Raw genomic sequence first — 13,929 nt, 5'->3', positions numbered from 1 at the left:
AAAAAGACGCCTATCGGTTCATCCGATAAGCGTCTTCTATTGTTCCTACGATTCGTATTCGAACTCTTCTTCCCAAGCTTGTTCTCGTGCAAGCTGCTTCCGATAGACAAGCGAAGACAACCATACGCTGAATTCATACAACAGGATCAATGGTACAGCAACGAGCGAGTCTGAGATCAAATCCGGCGGTGTAATTAGTACACCGATGAAGATCAATACAAAATAGGCTAACTTTCGCATTTTACGCAATCTCTTCGGATTCACAATTCGAATCTTGGTCAAGAACATAATGATAATCGGCAATTCGAACAAGAGCGAGATCGGAATGAGAATATTGAATAAGAATGAAAAGTATTGTGTAACCCCATAGGTCTCCACGAGTCCCATATGCTTCGTCATTTCCGTCGTAAACGAGAATGCGAGTGGAAATACAACATAATAGGAGAAAGCAAGTCCAGCTAGAAATAATAGCAGAACAAACGGAATGTATTGCACGGCACCCTTGCGTTCAACATCGCGTAACCCCGGGCGTACGAACAACCAGACCTGGTAGACCGTGAACGGCAGACCTACGATTAAACCAATCACAAAAGCAAATTTCATATAGATACCGATTGCATCCCACATCGAAAAAGCATGAAAATTCATGTCTTTTACCGGCGCAATGGCAATTAGATAATTATAGATTGGGTCTGTAACGACAAACCCGAGAATCATCCCAAGGACCAATACAATCAGAATATAGAAGATTCGTCTGCGCAGCTCGCCGATATGCTCCCATATCGTCATGTCGTCTGCTTCGATATGCTGCTCTGTCATACAACCACCACGCTAATATTAATCAGGTAAACGTTTATCATTCGCGTGCTTCTGATCCAGTACAGGCTGCGATGTGCTGTCCATACTGCGAATTTCTTGCTTCGCGGGTTTGCGATCATCATACTCATCGTCTGAGATAATATCACGCGCTCCCTCTTTGAACTCACGCAATGTCCGACCAAATGCGCGACCTAATTGAGGCAGCTTATTCGGGCCGAACAATAACAATGCGACGATAATCAGCAAAATAAAGCCTGTAACGCCTATGCCTCCCACCTTGCATATCCCCCTTCGTTCACTTCATCAGCGAAAATAATATCGATTCTGTTCTAGCCCATTAATAACATGGAACCTGGCAGCATTGGCGTCCCATAGCGGACAATTTCTGCGCCTGCTTGCCGGATTGCTTCAGGCGTCCGATCATCGGGATCTACAGACGTCCCGCCTGTCAGCAGTATCATATCACACATTTGTTCCTTCAATTAGGGAATTTTCGTGACAATTATCACCATATCGTCCGGTACAAATCGATGCGATCTACAGTAGGCTTCGGAAAAGAAGCGAAGAAGAAATACTTCGATTATTCATCTTGGTGTTCCTTGTAACGGCCTGTGATGATGTCGAGTGCGTGCGGAAGTTGGTCCATGACCGCATTGAGATTCTCGTGCACACCTTTCGGGCTCCCCGGTAAGTTCAGAATTAATGTCTTTCCACGAATCCCGCATACTCCGCGCGATAACATTGCCCGTCTTGTCTTCACCATAGATGCTGCGCGCATGGCCTCCGCCATCCCCGGTACCTCACGGTCAACTACCTTCAACGTTGCTTCCGGTGTGACATCACGCTCGGCTAGGCCTGTCCCGCCTGTCGTCAAGATCAAATGAGTCTGGAAATAATCGGCCATCTCGATCAATCCCGCCATAATCTCATCCTTCTCATCCGGTACAATGCGATACTCGACAATTTCACCGCCAAGCTCCTCTTCGATCATCTCGCGAATGACTTGCGCACTCGTATCCTCGCGTTCGCCTCTTGAGCCCTTATCGCTAGCGGTTAGGATTCCTACTCTCCAGATCATTTCGCACTCCTCCCTCGAATGTCGAACTTCAATATATAGTTTTTCCATGTAGTACTTCTATCGTATATAAAAGAAAAATTCATGTATTATATCAATCATCATCAAGCTAGCCATTATAACTGGCTGAGTCTATAACGAGTGTCATGTCTTCCGTAATTAAGCAATCTACACGCAAATCATGGACCTCCATTGGCACATGATCAATCACCTGTAACCCGAATGCCAACGCAATACATAGCGGCCTTCGATCGGATTCTTCTGGATGTGACGCAGCAACTCTTGCCATAAAACGATCGTAATAGCCACCGCCGTATCCCATCCGCCCCCCATGCTGATCAAAGGCGAGCCCTGGTACGACAACCCAATCAAGCATTGCCCACCCAGTCGCAGGTAGTAGAGGAAGCGATAATTTCGGTTCCCGAATGCCGTAGCTGCCAACTTCTACATCGGATAACGATCGGATCTGGAACAACTGCATCTGTCCAGCGGCTTGATCCACATGTGGTGCATATACCGCATATCCCCGGTCCCAGCAATGTTGAATGAAAGGAATGACATCGATCTCGTGTTCATAGGGAAGATAGACGAAAACGCTACGATTCGCGGATTGTTCTCCCGACAGGGCCTTATGATCAACCCACCTCGCAGCTTCTCTACATATTCGTTCGGATTTCACCCGATGCTCACTCGCGGACAGGGCCTTTCGCAAGGTCCTGATTCGCTTGCGAATCTCTTGTTTCTCGCTCATTTAACGAAATCACACCCTTAGTTTACCATTGTTCATTTACTTTCGCTAGTTTTCAACGTTATCCTTCCATTTCTTCGCACTTTCCTCAAAATTCATGTACAATATGTACTAATGAAACCGTGAACATGTGTTGGAGGTATCGACGAAATGCTGCTTCAAGCTTCAGGAATAACGAAAAATTATGGTGTAACCAATATTCTGTCAAATATTAACCTGATGGTCAATGATCGAGAACGAATCGGTCTTGTAGGTGTGAACGGCGCGGGCAAATCTACACTGCTTAAGATTATCGCCGGTGAAATCCGTCCAGATCAAGGGCAAATTTTCAAAGCCAAAGAGACACGCCTTGGGTATCTTGCCCAGAACAGCGGCCTGCAATCCGATCGGTCGATCTGGGATGAAATGCTGCAGGTCTTCGCGCATTTGATTGATGCAGAGAAAGAACTGCGTGATCTAGAACAACAAATCGCCGATCCGACGTTGATGGCAGATGATAAGAAATATGCGGACACGTTGAACCGCTATGCCACACGCTCAGATTGGTTCCGCGAACAAGGCGGCTATGAAGTTGAGACCAAGATCAAATCTATTCTACATGGGATGGGATTCGGGAACTTCTCCTTCGATACGCCCATTCATACGTTAAGCGGCGGCCAGCGGACCCGACTTGCCCTTGCTCGCATCCTGCTGCAAGCCCCAGATGTGCTCATGTTGGACGAGCCAACGAACCATCTGGATATCGAAACATTAACTTGGCTTGAAGATTATTTGCGCGGATACGCCGGCGCCATCGTCGTTGTATCGCATGATCGCTACTTCCTCGACGCCCTAGTCACGAACATCGTCGAAATCGAGCGGCATCAATCGAAGCGATATACCGGCAATTACAGCAAGTATATCGAGCTTAAGGCAGCTGACTACGAAATCGAGAGCAAGCACTATGAACGTCAACAGACTGAAATCGCGAAGATGGAAGATTTCATCCGTAAAAATATCGTACGCGCAACGACGACCAAACGCGCGCAGAGCCGCCGTAAAGCACTCGAGAAGATAGATCGTCTAGAGAAACCGCTTGGTGATATGAAGAAAGCGTCCTTCACCTTCGAAGTGGAGCTCACATCCGGGAAGGAAGTGCTGCAGGTTAGTGATCTTGCCATGGGTTTTCCGAATAAAGGAACCCTATTCAAGAATGTCTCGCTCGACTTGCGGCGGGGGGAGACGGTTGCCCTCATTGGTCCGAACGGGATTGGCAAATCCACTTTATTGAAGGCTCTTGTCGGACAGATGGAACCGTTAAGCGGATCCTTTAACTGGGGAACGAATGTCAAACTGGGGTATTACGATCAAGAACAGACAGGACTTAGTCCGAATAATACCGTACTCGAGGAGCTCTGGTCTGCCTATCCTCATCTAGAGGAAGCACGGATCCGTACCGTGTTAGGCAATTTCTTATTTAGCGGAGAAGATGTGCTTAAGAAAGTCATGTCGTTGAGCGGTGGGGAGAAAGCTCGCGTCTCGCTCGCTAAACTTATGCTCTTAAAAGCTAACATGCTGATCCTGGATGAGCCGACGAACCATCTGGATCTCTTCAGCAAAGAAGTGTTGGAATCCGCACTCATGGATTATGAAGGAACGTTACTATTTATCTCGCATGACCGTTACTTCTTGAACAAAATGGCCGAGCGTATCGTAGAACTTGGTCCGACTGGCACGCAACATTTCCTAGGAAATTACGATGATTATGTCGAGAAAAAGCAAGAAATTGCTGAAATGTTAGCCGAAGCTGCAGCTGCGACTAGCAAAGAATCCGTAACAAATAACGGATCGGTAGACAAATCATCCGGCGGTGCCTCTTCCTTCGAAGACAACAAACAAGCAAAACGCGATGAACGAAACAGACAGCGCAAACAAGAACAGCTCGAAGCCGATATCGCACAGCTTGAAACGGAAATTACGGAGCTGGAGCACAAACTCACGCTTCCTGAGGTCTATCAAGATTACGTTGCCGTACAGGAAACTCAGACCCAAATCGATGAGAAAAAGTCCCGTCTGGCTCTAACGTACGAGCAATGGGAAGAGACAATGGCTTAAGCATACGCTTGTACACAGCCTTATCCACAAATAAAGTGAATAACTTTATCCTTCTTGCGGCCTATATGGCCGCTTTTTTTATTGATATACGAGGGGGTAACATGCAATTTCCATAATTATTCACTTTTTTATCCACATTATCCACAGAAATAACCGATTCGACATGAAAAAGCTATCCCCGATTTCCATAAAACCCGCACCACTGCGCGCCATAGCGTTATAGCAGTTATGCACAACTCTCGTCGGATATGTGGATAACTTTGTCCACAAGGTTGAAGTCACCTCCCCTAATCAGCTCTAAGGAAGAGGAGATTTCTCCAGATGCTTTGTGCTATAATACGACTTAATGCATTGAACGCACTATATTCCACAATGAGGTGATTGTCTTGGCTGGCTCTATATTCTCTATGCACGGCCTTTCCATTCTTGCAACCATATTAGGCGGGTCCGCCGTTATCTTCCTACGACTGCGCGCTACGAACAAACCTACGAATATGAAAAAAATTATTATGCCGCCGATCGGTATGGTATCCGGCTTCCTCATGTTCGTAGTACCTGAGTTTCGAGTCCCGCTAACTTGGGCTCTAGCCTCATTTCTCGTCGGGGCAATTCTCTTCTCTTATCCGCTGATCCTTACATCACGATTTGAGCAAAAGGATGAGCTGATCTATTTGAAACGCTCCAATATGTTCATCTTCGTCATTGTCGGACTCCTTGTGCTTCGCGTCATCCTTCATGATGTGCTTGAAAAATACATCACGGTCCCACAAAGCGCAGGTCTCTTCTTCATTCTCGCGTTCGGCATGCTGCTTCCATGGCGTATCGCCATGTTGATGCAGTACCGTAAGCTACAGCATACAAATGTTCGTATTTAACAAAAAAGGCTGTATCGACACTCTTCCATGAAGAGAATCGATACAGCCTTTCGTATATGGACTAGCTTTGAACGGACCAAGCTTCGAGCGACAATGTCGGCTCCCCCTTCAGATCCAGCGCTGTAAACTCACCGCGCTTCCACTTCAGGTACGCCGCCGCACCAATCATCGCCGCATTATCACTGCATAGCGCGAACGGCGGAATAAGCAGCGGCAAGCCTTCTGCTGCGCATCGAGCCGTCAACGCTTCGCGTAAACCTCGATTGGCGGCTACGCCACCGCATATGAGCAGCTGCTTTACTTCGAACTCCTTCGCCGCGCGAATCGCTTTCTCTGTCAAGACGTCAATGACCGACTCTTGGAATCCACGTGCAACATGCGCGAAGTTTAATTCTTCGTTCCGCATCTTCGTCTGATTAATCACATTCAGCACCGCAGACTTCAGACCACTGAAGCTGAAATCATAGGAATCCGGTTCCAACCAGGAACGCGGCAATGGAACTGCTGCTTCCGCTTCATGCGCAAGACGGTCCACATGCGGGCCCCCCGGATATGGGAACTGCAGCGCACGTGCGACTTTATCATACGCTTCGCCCACCGCATCATCTCGCGTCCGCCCGATCACACGAAATACGCCTTCGCTCTCGAGCAGCACAAGTTCCGTATGCCCACCGGATACAACGAGCGCCATACACGGATATTCCATCTCATGTACGAGCTGATTCGCGTAAATGTGCCCTGCAATATGATGCGTTCCGATCAACGGCAAATCCAATGCCATTGCGAGCGCTTTGGCCGCTACAATCCCGACGAGCAGCGCCCCGACAAGGCCAGGTCCCATGGTCACCGCAATCGCAGACAAATCGGTTAAGGCGATGCCTGCCTCCTCCACCGCTTCCTCCGTCGTGATCGTAATGGTCTCCACATGCTTGCGTGAAGCCACCTCCGGCACGACACCACCGAAGCGTTTGTGCGTCTCGATCTGACTCGCAACGATATTCGACAATATTTCTTTGCCGTCTTTAATGATTGCCACGCTTGTCTCGTCACAGCTTGTCTCTATGGCTAATATATAATTCGGCTTTCCTTCGCCGCCTAGATTACTCATGACTGTCACCTGCTTCCTTCGATCCAGGGGTTGTTTCCCCAGATTCGATGGATTCCCAATGCTCTGGAATATCCGCCCACATAATAAGTGCATCTTCATTATTATCGGAATAGTAACCAGGACGAACGCCCGCTTGCGAGAAACCAAATTTATGATATAAATTTTGCGCGATATGATTCGACACCCTGACTTCAAGTGTCATCTTCTTCATCCCGACAAAACTTGCTGTCTTCATCATTTCCTTAAGCAGTCTAGCGCCCAACTTCCGACCGCGATACCCCGAACGAACGGCAATATTCGTAATATGCGCTTCATCCATGATGAACCACATCCCGCCATAGCCAATAATCTGGTTATTCCATTCCATAACCATATATTTAGCAAAATGATTGTGCGCTAACTCATTTCGGAACGCTTTTGCTGTCCAAGGCAGCGTAAACGCTTGTCTTTCTAATTCGACGACATCCGGAATATCATTCAGCTGCATTAGCCGAAAGCAAAGCCCGTCTGTTGCCTGGTCCTTATACTCATCCATGATTCGCATTCCCCCCTACGATTTCCCGAGCAGCTTCGCTTCCGCTTCTGCAAGCTGTGTATAATTCGGCTCCAATCGATGCGCATCATCATACTCCCCTTGCATCAGCCTCTTGCCGCCCGTAAGGCCAATCCATCTTGCTTCTATTGTATGACCAACGATCTGCACCGGACAACGGACTAGCGTACCTAGACGCTCCGCTTCAGCTCGATGCAATTCCACGTCACCCACGACCCATATCGAAGATGGCGTTCCTTCAACTTCAGCCTTTTCCGCTAGCTGATTGACCCACTCCTTCATAAGCCGAACCCGATCCTCTTCGAGATTGGCCCATGGGGTCGAATCCGCAGCCACCTCGCCGCACCACAGGGAAGTATAGACTTGTCCTCTGCGGGCATCCATCAACGGGACGATCCAGTGCTGATCCTGCTTCGCATCGATTGAACTTAATGGGAGCATGTCCAATTCACCATCCGAAGTTTCGGCTCCTTCCGCATGCAATCCGTGCTGCCACCCCGCGAGTGCTAGACCTTCCAAACTTGAGACCCCGACAATCGGCTTTTTCCATACCCATGCCAGTGTCTTTCCAACCGTCACGCCAATGCGTACACCGGTATAGGAGCCAGGTCCGCGGCCTATGATAATGCCATCCAAATCCTGCTCTCCCAGATCCAATGCATGAAGGACCTCTTTCACCGTCGGGATTAAATAAAGTGAATGATTGCGTTCTGCTGATGAAGAGACCTCTTTCAGTACACGTGTACCTTCAACAACAGCAACACTTAACATCGCAGTCGATGTATCGATTGCCAAAAACCGCTTGCGCGGTGCTTCTTTGCTCATCATGATGACGCCCCCTCCTTGTTCAGTTCCTCACACCATGTCTCATAGGGAGAGCCATATGCACGCACATGGAATACCCGTTCTGTCATCCCGGCGTATTCAATATAAATGTGCAAGTACGCTGCAGGCAGCAGCTCCGTAATCAAACTCGACCATTCCACAACCGTCAGCCCTTGCCCGAAGAAGTAGTCATCGAGTCCAAGCTCGTCTGCTTCTTCGATGGACAGACGGTAGACATCCATATGATAGAAAGGAAGTGTTGTTCCTTCATATTCTTTGATAATCGTAAATGTCGGACTATTCACGACATCAGGCACGCCAATCGCGCGAGCTAGCGCCTGAGAGAATCGCGTCTTCCCCGCTCCCAAATCACCGTCCAGCGCAATAACAGTCCCCGGCTGAATCCAATCCGCCAGCCTTGCAGCAAGCCGTTCAGTGTCTGCTTCTTGCATGGAACGGAATGTATACGTATTAAACACCACTTTCAACTCCAGTTCTTCTCCGTATGATTCAAACATACCTGTCTGCCTGATTCATATTGCATAATGCTCTTATTATATCGGCCCTCTTCCCTGCCTGCAATATTCAGGCACAGCCCATGCGATTCGAAAAAGGCCCGAACCATAAGACTGCGTGCTTGCTCGCATCTTGGGTTCGGGCCGGTTCACCATCTTCTTATTTCAGCATTCCTGCTTAATGCTCACTCAGCCGTTTCACGGACACCGTCTGCGTATCCGTCGAACGAGAGCCGATTTGTACGGTCGCCATCTGATTGGCTTCATCTACATTTTCAATCCAGACGGATTCACCAGTATCAAGCTTCACCGCAATGGTATCTTGGCTCTTATAAATTTCTTGCGCACGACGTGCATCCATTGTTACTAGTCCTCCTTGATGGTTCTTCGTAGTCCTCTACAATATACCCGTTTCACCCAGTTCCCATTCAATTCGGTGTAAGTGCTATAACAACGGTGACAGCATGCGTGCCAACACTTCTTTGCCCTTCTGAATCCGGGAACGCTGCTCGAATTCCTTCAGAATCAATTCCTTGCTATCTTTCAAATCCTGCTCGAAATCGGCATAGAGCCGGTCAATCGTAACGCGATCGAACAATACCGCATTTAACTCAAAGTTGCTAAATAGACTCCGCATATCCATATTCGCTGTTCCAACGGAAGCCAGCATCCGATCGATCAGGACAACCTTGGCATGCATGAATCCTTTTTTATACTGATAGAACCGAACACCCGCCTGCATCAGCTCTTCTACATAAGACAAGGTCGCAAGATTCACCAGCTTCGAATCATTTACACCCGGAATAATAACACGAACGTCTACCTTACTTACTGCGGCAGTCTTCAGCGCCGTAAAAATGCTCAGATCGGGAATGAAATAAGGCGTCTGTATGTAGATTCGATGCTTCGCCACCGATATTCCCCCGAAGAACATCTCCTGAATGGCATCCCAATGGGAATCTGGGCCACTCGCAATCATCTGCACCTGCTCGGAGCCTTGGCATTCATGCTGCGGATATAAGTCAGGATCACTGAGTTCTCGATTCGATACGACAAACCAGTCATTTACGAACGAATTTTGTAGAAAATAGACGGCATCGCCGCGTACCTGAATCTGTGTGTCTCGCCAAAATCCGAGCTTTTTATCATTTCCTAAATATTCATCACCGATATTGATGCCGCCGACAAAACCAATTTTCCCGTCAACCACGACGATTTTACGATGATTCCTAAAGTTCAGCTTCTTATGATACAAGGCGAACAGCGGCGGCAGGAAGCTATAGAATTCAATCCCACTGTCCTTCAGCGGCTTCACAAACCGATCATTCAATCCATAACTCCCAAGGCCGTCCACGATAATTCGTACTTTCACGCCCTGCTTAGCCTTCTCCAACAGCAGTTGTTGAAATCTTGTACCGATCCGATCACCGCGAAAAATATAAAATTCCAAATGAATATGATGCTTAGCCTGCTCCATCGCCTTAAACATCGCCTCATAGGTTGCCTCACCATTCGTGAGCACCACCGTCTCATTACAGCCGCTAATCGGGCTTTCGGATAAATGCGTCAGCAGCCGGAACAATCGTCCTTCTCGGCGCAGTTCATAATTATTGCTCTGGAAATGCCGCGTCACAATGGAAGAATTCTGCCAGATGAGCTTTCTTTTTTTCCGAAAAATCGAAGTCCCTTTCTTCCGAACCTTCCTCCGATTCTTATAATCTTGGGCTACGAAATAATAGACCGCAAATCCAATCACCGGAAAACAGAATAGAATGAGCAGCCACGCCACCGTCTTCGATGGATGCCGGAATTCCACAATAAGGATCGTCGCGATTTGAAATATAAATACAACTAACGCCAGTGCGAGCCATGCCATACTTCTGATTCCCCCTCGCCTTCGTCCCCGCTCAGAGGATATGATCGCTTTCGATCACGCTACTCTTATTTATAACAACAATTCCCTTAACCTATACGCAGGTACAATCATCTTTGCACAGGATTCACAATATTTTTTTGGCATGTTTTGGCGGACAACCGAATAGAATCCCATCTATAGCAGTCTATTCCAATCGAATCGGTGCTTTTCTTCCGGTAGAAAGGAGAACCCTTGAAGAAACGATGGTTTACTAGCAAGATAACGCTGCTCGTGATTCGTAATGCCGATCAGTCGGTCAGACAAATCGAAGTGCCGAAGTTGCTAGTCATCTCCGTTCCTCTCATTACTGCTGTGTCCCTAACAAGTTTTGTCCTCGGACTCCAAATGCGCTCTTCATCTCAGATTGAAGGGCTGCAAGGAAGAATTTCTGCCAATGCTACTGCAAGCGCAAATACCATTCAGCAAAAAGACCACGCCATTACTTCTCTCCAAAATGAAGTCATTGAACTTTCTTCGGATGCGCAAATGATGAAAGAAGGCATGGAACGTATACATAAGATGGAGAAGACACTGCAAGGTCTAATCCGCAAATACGGCAAGACGGAGTCAACAAGCGATTCAAGCGTTACGCAGCTGCCATGGGATGCTATGGAAGATGTCGGCGGTGAATATTTTCCGGTTAGCAATGAAGAGGTTATTCGGCTCGCACAGGATACAGCCATTGATTTGGAGCAAATGGAAGCCGTCATTGCGATCATGCAGCAGAACGTCTCGAAGACCGTTGAGCGAGTACAGGATGTGTTCCAGAATATGCCTACAGGCTGGCCGACGACATCCCATCGACTGACCTCGAATTTCGGGTACCGTCGTGATCCCATGACAGGAAGAGCAGCCTATCATGCCGGTGTCGATATTGCGGGTAAAGTAGGGGATCCTGTCTTTGCAGCGGCAGATGGGAAAGTGATTACGACCGGGTCCGACAATTCCCGCGGCAAATATATTGTGATAGCGCATGCGAAGGGCTATGACACCTGGTATATGCATTTAAATCGGATTGAAGTGAATGAACAGGACGTTGTTGTCAAAGGGGATCGGATTGGGCGGCTCGGCAATACGGGACGAAGCACAGGCCCTCATCTTCATTTTCAAATTGCTCGGGAAGATCAGCTCATCGATCCATTGCCTTACATTACGAATCCGGAGGAGGAATAATTCATGATGCGGCGACAGAAGAAATTACGTCTCACCGATACATTAATCGGACAAGGAACGACAATGGATGGACATCTGACATGTCAGACCAATTTACGAATCGAAGGACATTTCCAAGGGGAGATTGAAGCGAGCGGGACGATCACCATCGGGGAGCAAGGCGTTGCGACGGCCAACATTCAGGCCAGAGAACTTATGATTGCGGGCAAAGTCTATGGCGATGTGACGACAAAGGGAAAATTAATCATTACCAGCAAGGGCCAATTTCACGGTAATTACCATGGCTCTTCCATTATTATTCATGAGGGTGGAATCTTCAGTGGTGAAAGTCGGATGGAGAAACTAGAACCTCGGTCCATTGTCCAAGATTCGGAATTACCGGTTGCGAAGAAGAATAAGAAGCAAGCCGGATAGAGAGTCAGAGAGACTGCTAGCTGGGCAAGACCTCCCGGTTCCCGCCATAACTGCTTAGGAGGTCTTGGTTCACTTCAGGACAGGGGGACTCTGGTGATTCACAAAATTTACGAACTGCTCTTGAATCTGAGAAAGAGAATAACACGCCTCGCAGCAGCCGAGTGGTACGCCAACACGATAATACCCTGTTGTGAAAACAATACGCTGTCGCTGTACACTTTGTCTCGTATTGCATGCCAAACAATAGATGGATTCCACGGAATCCGTATGGATGGTTCTCACCTTCACTCAACCCCCAATGAGCAGACTTCCAATGATACTTACAATGTTTTAATGTTACAATATGTATCGTATCAACGTTACACCATTTCTCTCAAATTGTCAATTCATTGGGAGAAAGTTTCATATATTTCGATTCATCCAGTCCGCTAATGCTTCATACCAATGACGCATCGGCGGGATTCCTGTTCGCATTAGCGCTGCGGGTTCTAATACAACCCGTTCAGGCCGTCTAGCGCGCCGCTGCGCTTGATCAGATGAGCTCTGCTGCCAATCAATCGCGGGGGTAAGCGCCCCAATAGCATCTCTGAACTCTTGCATGGAACAGGAACCGCTACTTGTAACATGGTAGAGACCGTGACAACGTTGCCCTAGCATCTCTTCGACATGGTGGATCAAATCTGGCACATAGGTCGGACAACCAATTACAGTAGATTCGGCGTGCCATATCGATGAACGGCTGGAGCTTGCTGCACTGCTGATCTCTTCCTTAATCGGAGAAATTCCGAACAGCCAGGCTGTTCGAACGATCAAATGCTGGGGATGAATAGCCTGTACGAATCGATCGCCAGCCACTTTGGAAGCCCCATAAGTATGCACTGGCAGTGGATAAGATGTCTCCTCATACGACTGCTCCGATGACCCTTGGAAGACTTGATCGGTGCTGAAATGTACCAATTGTGCATCGACCGCTCTCGCAGCCAGTGCAACATGCCTTGCACCATAAGCATTGACGCGATACGCTTCCTCCGGCTCCTCCTCCGCAAGATCGATATCGGTGTATCCAGCCGTATGAATGATAATGTTCGGCTGATACCGCTCGCATTGCTTCATGACCGACCCCGCGTCTTTCACATCAAACTCTTGTCTGCTTAATGCAATCACCTCATCATCATGAGACGTCCAAGCTTTAAGGAAAGCTGTGCCTAGTCGTCCCTGTGCTCCGGTTATTAACACTCTTCTTCGAGAACTCATCCGTCTTCCCCCTCCAGTTCGAGCTGCGCATCCGCAAAGTAAGGGTGCAGTTCGTCTTTGGGTGACAACAGCGGGCGATCCGTCGGCCATGGAATGGCGAGTGCGGGATCATCCCAGCGAATGCCCCGATCATGTGCAGGCGCGTAGAACTGATCCACTTTATAACTAACTTCGGTGTTCGGAACAATCGTACAGAAGCCATGCGCGAACCCTTGAGGGACGAGCAGTTGGCGTTTATTCGCAGCGCTCAGCACATATCCAACCCATTGACCGAATGTCTCTGAACCTGACCGAATATCAACAGCCACATCATAAATCGCCCCTGCCAACACACGCACCAGCTTCGTCTGTGCTTTTGGTGATAGTTGATAGTGAAGGCCTCGCAGCGTCCCTGCAGGTTCAGATAAGGAATGATTGTCTTGAATGAACTGATAGGGAAGTCCAGCTGCTGCATACTTCTCCGCATGATAGCTCTCCATGAAGAATCCTCGTGCATCGCCGAAGACAGCCGGTTCAATCAATACGACGCCTTCTAATTTGCTAGGAATAACTCGCAAGGTT

The 13,929-nt window shown here is 48.2% G+C and carries 16 protein-coding genes and 1 pseudogene; 4 read left to right on the top strand and 13 right to left on the bottom strand.

Annotated features, from left to right (window positions below):
• Positions 1-45 precede the first annotated feature (45 nt).
• The 5 genes and pseudogenes from tatC to AC3WU2_RS21070 form a co-directional block, all read right to left on the bottom strand.
• On the bottom strand, positions 46-819 hold the full coding sequence (gene tatC, locus AC3WU2_RS21090; protein ID WP_379351433.1) for a twin-arginine translocase subunit TatC: 774 nt from the start codon (positions 817-819) through the stop codon (positions 46-48).
• Between the two features lie 18 nt (positions 820-837).
• Complete coding sequence (locus AC3WU2_RS21085; protein WP_492457019.1) at positions 838-1,095, bottom strand: twin-arginine translocase TatA/TatE family subunit; 258 nt, start codon at positions 1,093-1,095, stop codon at positions 838-840.
• Between the two features lie 56 nt (positions 1,096-1,151).
• Positions 1,152-1,349: pseudogene (locus tag AC3WU2_RS21080) on the bottom strand (molybdopterin-binding protein); the annotation flags it as partial.
• 50 nt (positions 1,350-1,399) lie between these two features.
• The gene (locus AC3WU2_RS21075) at positions 1,400-1,897 is read right to left on the bottom strand and encodes a MogA/MoaB family molybdenum cofactor biosynthesis protein (protein ID WP_018757598.1); all 498 of its coding nucleotides are present in this window, start codon (positions 1,895-1,897) and stop codon (positions 1,400-1,402) included.
• Positions 1,898-2,003: 106 nt separating this feature from the next.
• Entirely contained in the window at positions 2,004-2,645 is a 642-nt protein-coding gene (locus tag AC3WU2_RS21070; protein ID WP_492457018.1) for a 5-formyltetrahydrofolate cyclo-ligase, read from the bottom strand.
• Between the two features lie 147 nt (positions 2,646-2,792).
• On the opposite strand from AC3WU2_RS21070, the gene abc-f reads away from it, so the two are divergent.
• Positions 2,793-4,736 carry a ribosomal protection-like ABC-F family protein gene (gene abc-f, locus AC3WU2_RS21065; protein ID WP_492457017.1) on the top strand — a complete coding sequence of 648 codons (1,944 nt, stop codon included), beginning with the start codon at positions 2,793-2,795 and terminating at the stop codon, positions 4,734-4,736.
• A 386-nt stretch (positions 4,737-5,122) separates the two neighbouring features.
• Entirely contained in the window at positions 5,123-5,611 is a 489-nt protein-coding gene (locus AC3WU2_RS21060; protein ID WP_492457016.1) for a CcdC family protein, read from the top strand.
• A gap of 61 nt (positions 5,612-5,672) precedes the next feature.
• On the opposite strand, the gene tsaD is transcribed toward AC3WU2_RS21060, so the two are convergent.
• The 6 genes from tsaD to cls all read right to left on the bottom strand — a co-directional run bounded on the left by tsaD (position 5,673) and on the right by cls (position 10,488).
• Positions 5,673-6,719, bottom strand: coding sequence for a tRNA (adenosine(37)-N6)-threonylcarbamoyltransferase complex transferase subunit TsaD (gene tsaD / locus AC3WU2_RS21055; protein WP_314590583.1), 1,047 nt, complete (start codon positions 6,717-6,719; stop codon positions 5,673-5,675).
• Complete coding sequence (rimI, locus tag AC3WU2_RS21050) at positions 6,712-7,254, bottom strand: ribosomal protein S18-alanine N-acetyltransferase (RefSeq protein ID WP_492457015.1); 543 nt, start codon at positions 7,252-7,254, stop codon at positions 6,712-6,714. The genes tsaD and rimI overlap by 8 nt, the downstream gene beginning before the upstream one ends.
• Before the next feature lie 15 nt (positions 7,255-7,269).
• Complete coding sequence (gene tsaB / locus AC3WU2_RS21045) at positions 7,270-8,100, bottom strand: tRNA (adenosine(37)-N6)-threonylcarbamoyltransferase complex dimerization subunit type 1 TsaB (protein WP_492457014.1); 831 nt, start codon at positions 8,098-8,100, stop codon at positions 7,270-7,272.
• Positions 8,097-8,615 (bottom strand): tRNA (adenosine(37)-N6)-threonylcarbamoyltransferase complex ATPase subunit type 1 TsaE, encoded by a 519-nt coding sequence (tsaE, locus tag AC3WU2_RS21040; RefSeq protein ID WP_492457013.1) that lies wholly within the window; start codon positions 8,613-8,615, stop codon positions 8,097-8,099. Before tsaE ends, tsaB begins: the two co-directional genes overlap by 4 nt.
• A 175-nt stretch (positions 8,616-8,790) precedes the next feature.
• Positions 8,791-8,973: an H-type small acid-soluble spore protein gene (locus AC3WU2_RS21035; protein WP_492457012.1), complete on the bottom strand. Its 183-nt coding sequence runs from the start codon at positions 8,971-8,973 to the stop codon at positions 8,791-8,793.
• Between the two features lie 84 nt (positions 8,974-9,057).
• Positions 9,058-10,488, bottom strand: coding sequence for a cardiolipin synthase (cls, locus tag AC3WU2_RS21030; protein WP_492457011.1), 1,431 nt, complete (start codon positions 10,486-10,488; stop codon positions 9,058-9,060).
• 231 nt (positions 10,489-10,719) lie between these two features.
• Between cls and AC3WU2_RS21025 the strand changes: the two genes are divergently transcribed.
• Positions 10,720-11,700 carry a M23 family metallopeptidase gene (locus AC3WU2_RS21025; protein ID WP_492457010.1) on the top strand — a complete coding sequence of 327 codons (981 nt, stop codon included), beginning with the start codon at positions 10,720-10,722 and terminating at the stop codon, positions 11,698-11,700.
• Positions 11,701-11,703: 3 nt separating this feature from the next.
• Positions 11,704-12,114, top strand: coding sequence for a bactofilin family protein (locus AC3WU2_RS21020; RefSeq protein WP_492457009.1), 411 nt, complete (start codon positions 11,704-11,706; stop codon positions 12,112-12,114).
• Between the two features lie 402 nt (positions 12,115-12,516).
• Here the strand turns inward: AC3WU2_RS21020 and AC3WU2_RS21015 are convergent, their stop codons facing one another.
• Positions 12,517-13,368 carry an SDR family oxidoreductase gene (locus tag AC3WU2_RS21015; protein WP_492457008.1) on the bottom strand — a complete coding sequence of 284 codons (852 nt, stop codon included), beginning with the start codon at positions 13,366-13,368 and terminating at the stop codon, positions 12,517-12,519.
• A complete protein-coding gene (gene rfbC, locus AC3WU2_RS21010) occupies positions 13,365-13,925 on the bottom strand; it encodes a dTDP-4-dehydrorhamnose 3,5-epimerase (RefSeq protein WP_492457007.1) in 561 nt (186 codons plus the stop codon). Before rfbC ends, AC3WU2_RS21015 begins: the two co-directional genes overlap by 4 nt.
• Between the last annotated feature and the right edge of the window lie 4 nt (positions 13,926-13,929).

Source organism: Paenibacillus sp. EB106-05-06-XG162, from assembly GCF_058791655.1.
The sequence above is the reverse complement of the archived record's forward strand: the minus strand, read 5'-3'. Positions and strand labels throughout refer to the sequence as shown.

Excerpts from the sequence above, each read along its gene's own strand:
- tatC (WP_379351433.1), bottom strand. The coding sequence starts at position 819 with ATGACAGAGCAGCATATCGAAGCAGACGACATGACGATATGGGAGCAT.
- AC3WU2_RS21075 (WP_018757598.1), bottom strand. The coding sequence starts at position 1,897 with ATGATCTGGAGAGTAGGAATCCTAACCGCTAGCGATAAGGGCTCAAGA.
- AC3WU2_RS21070 (WP_492457018.1), bottom strand. The coding sequence starts at position 2,645 with ATGAGCGAGAAACAAGAGATTCGCAAGCGAATCAGGACCTTGCGAAAG.
- abc-f (WP_492457017.1), top strand. The coding sequence starts at position 2,793 with ATGCTGCTTCAAGCTTCAGGAATAACGAAAAATTATGGTGTAACCAAT.
- tsaD (WP_314590583.1), bottom strand. The coding sequence starts at position 6,719 with ATGAGTAATCTAGGCGGCGAAGGAAAGCCGAATTATATATTAGCCATA.
- rimI (WP_492457015.1), bottom strand. The coding sequence starts at position 7,254 with ATGGATGAGTATAAGGACCAGGCAACAGACGGGCTTTGCTTTCGGCTA.
- tsaB (WP_492457014.1), bottom strand. The coding sequence starts at position 8,100 with ATGATGAGCAAAGAAGCACCGCGCAAGCGGTTTTTGGCAATCGATACA.
- tsaE (WP_492457013.1), bottom strand. The coding sequence starts at position 8,615 with ATGTTTGAATCATACGGAGAAGAACTGGAGTTGAAAGTGGTGTTTAAT.
- AC3WU2_RS21035 (WP_492457012.1), bottom strand. The coding sequence starts at position 8,973 with ATGGATGCACGTCGTGCGCAAGAAATTTATAAGAGCCAAGATACCATT.
- cls (WP_492457011.1), bottom strand. The coding sequence starts at position 10,488 with ATGGCATGGCTCGCACTGGCGTTAGTTGTATTTATATTTCAAATCGCG.
- AC3WU2_RS21020 (WP_492457009.1), top strand. The coding sequence starts at position 11,704 with ATGATGCGGCGACAGAAGAAATTACGTCTCACCGATACATTAATCGGA.
- AC3WU2_RS21015 (WP_492457008.1), bottom strand. The coding sequence starts at position 13,368 with ATGAGTTCTCGAAGAAGAGTGTTAATAACCGGAGCACAGGGACGACTA.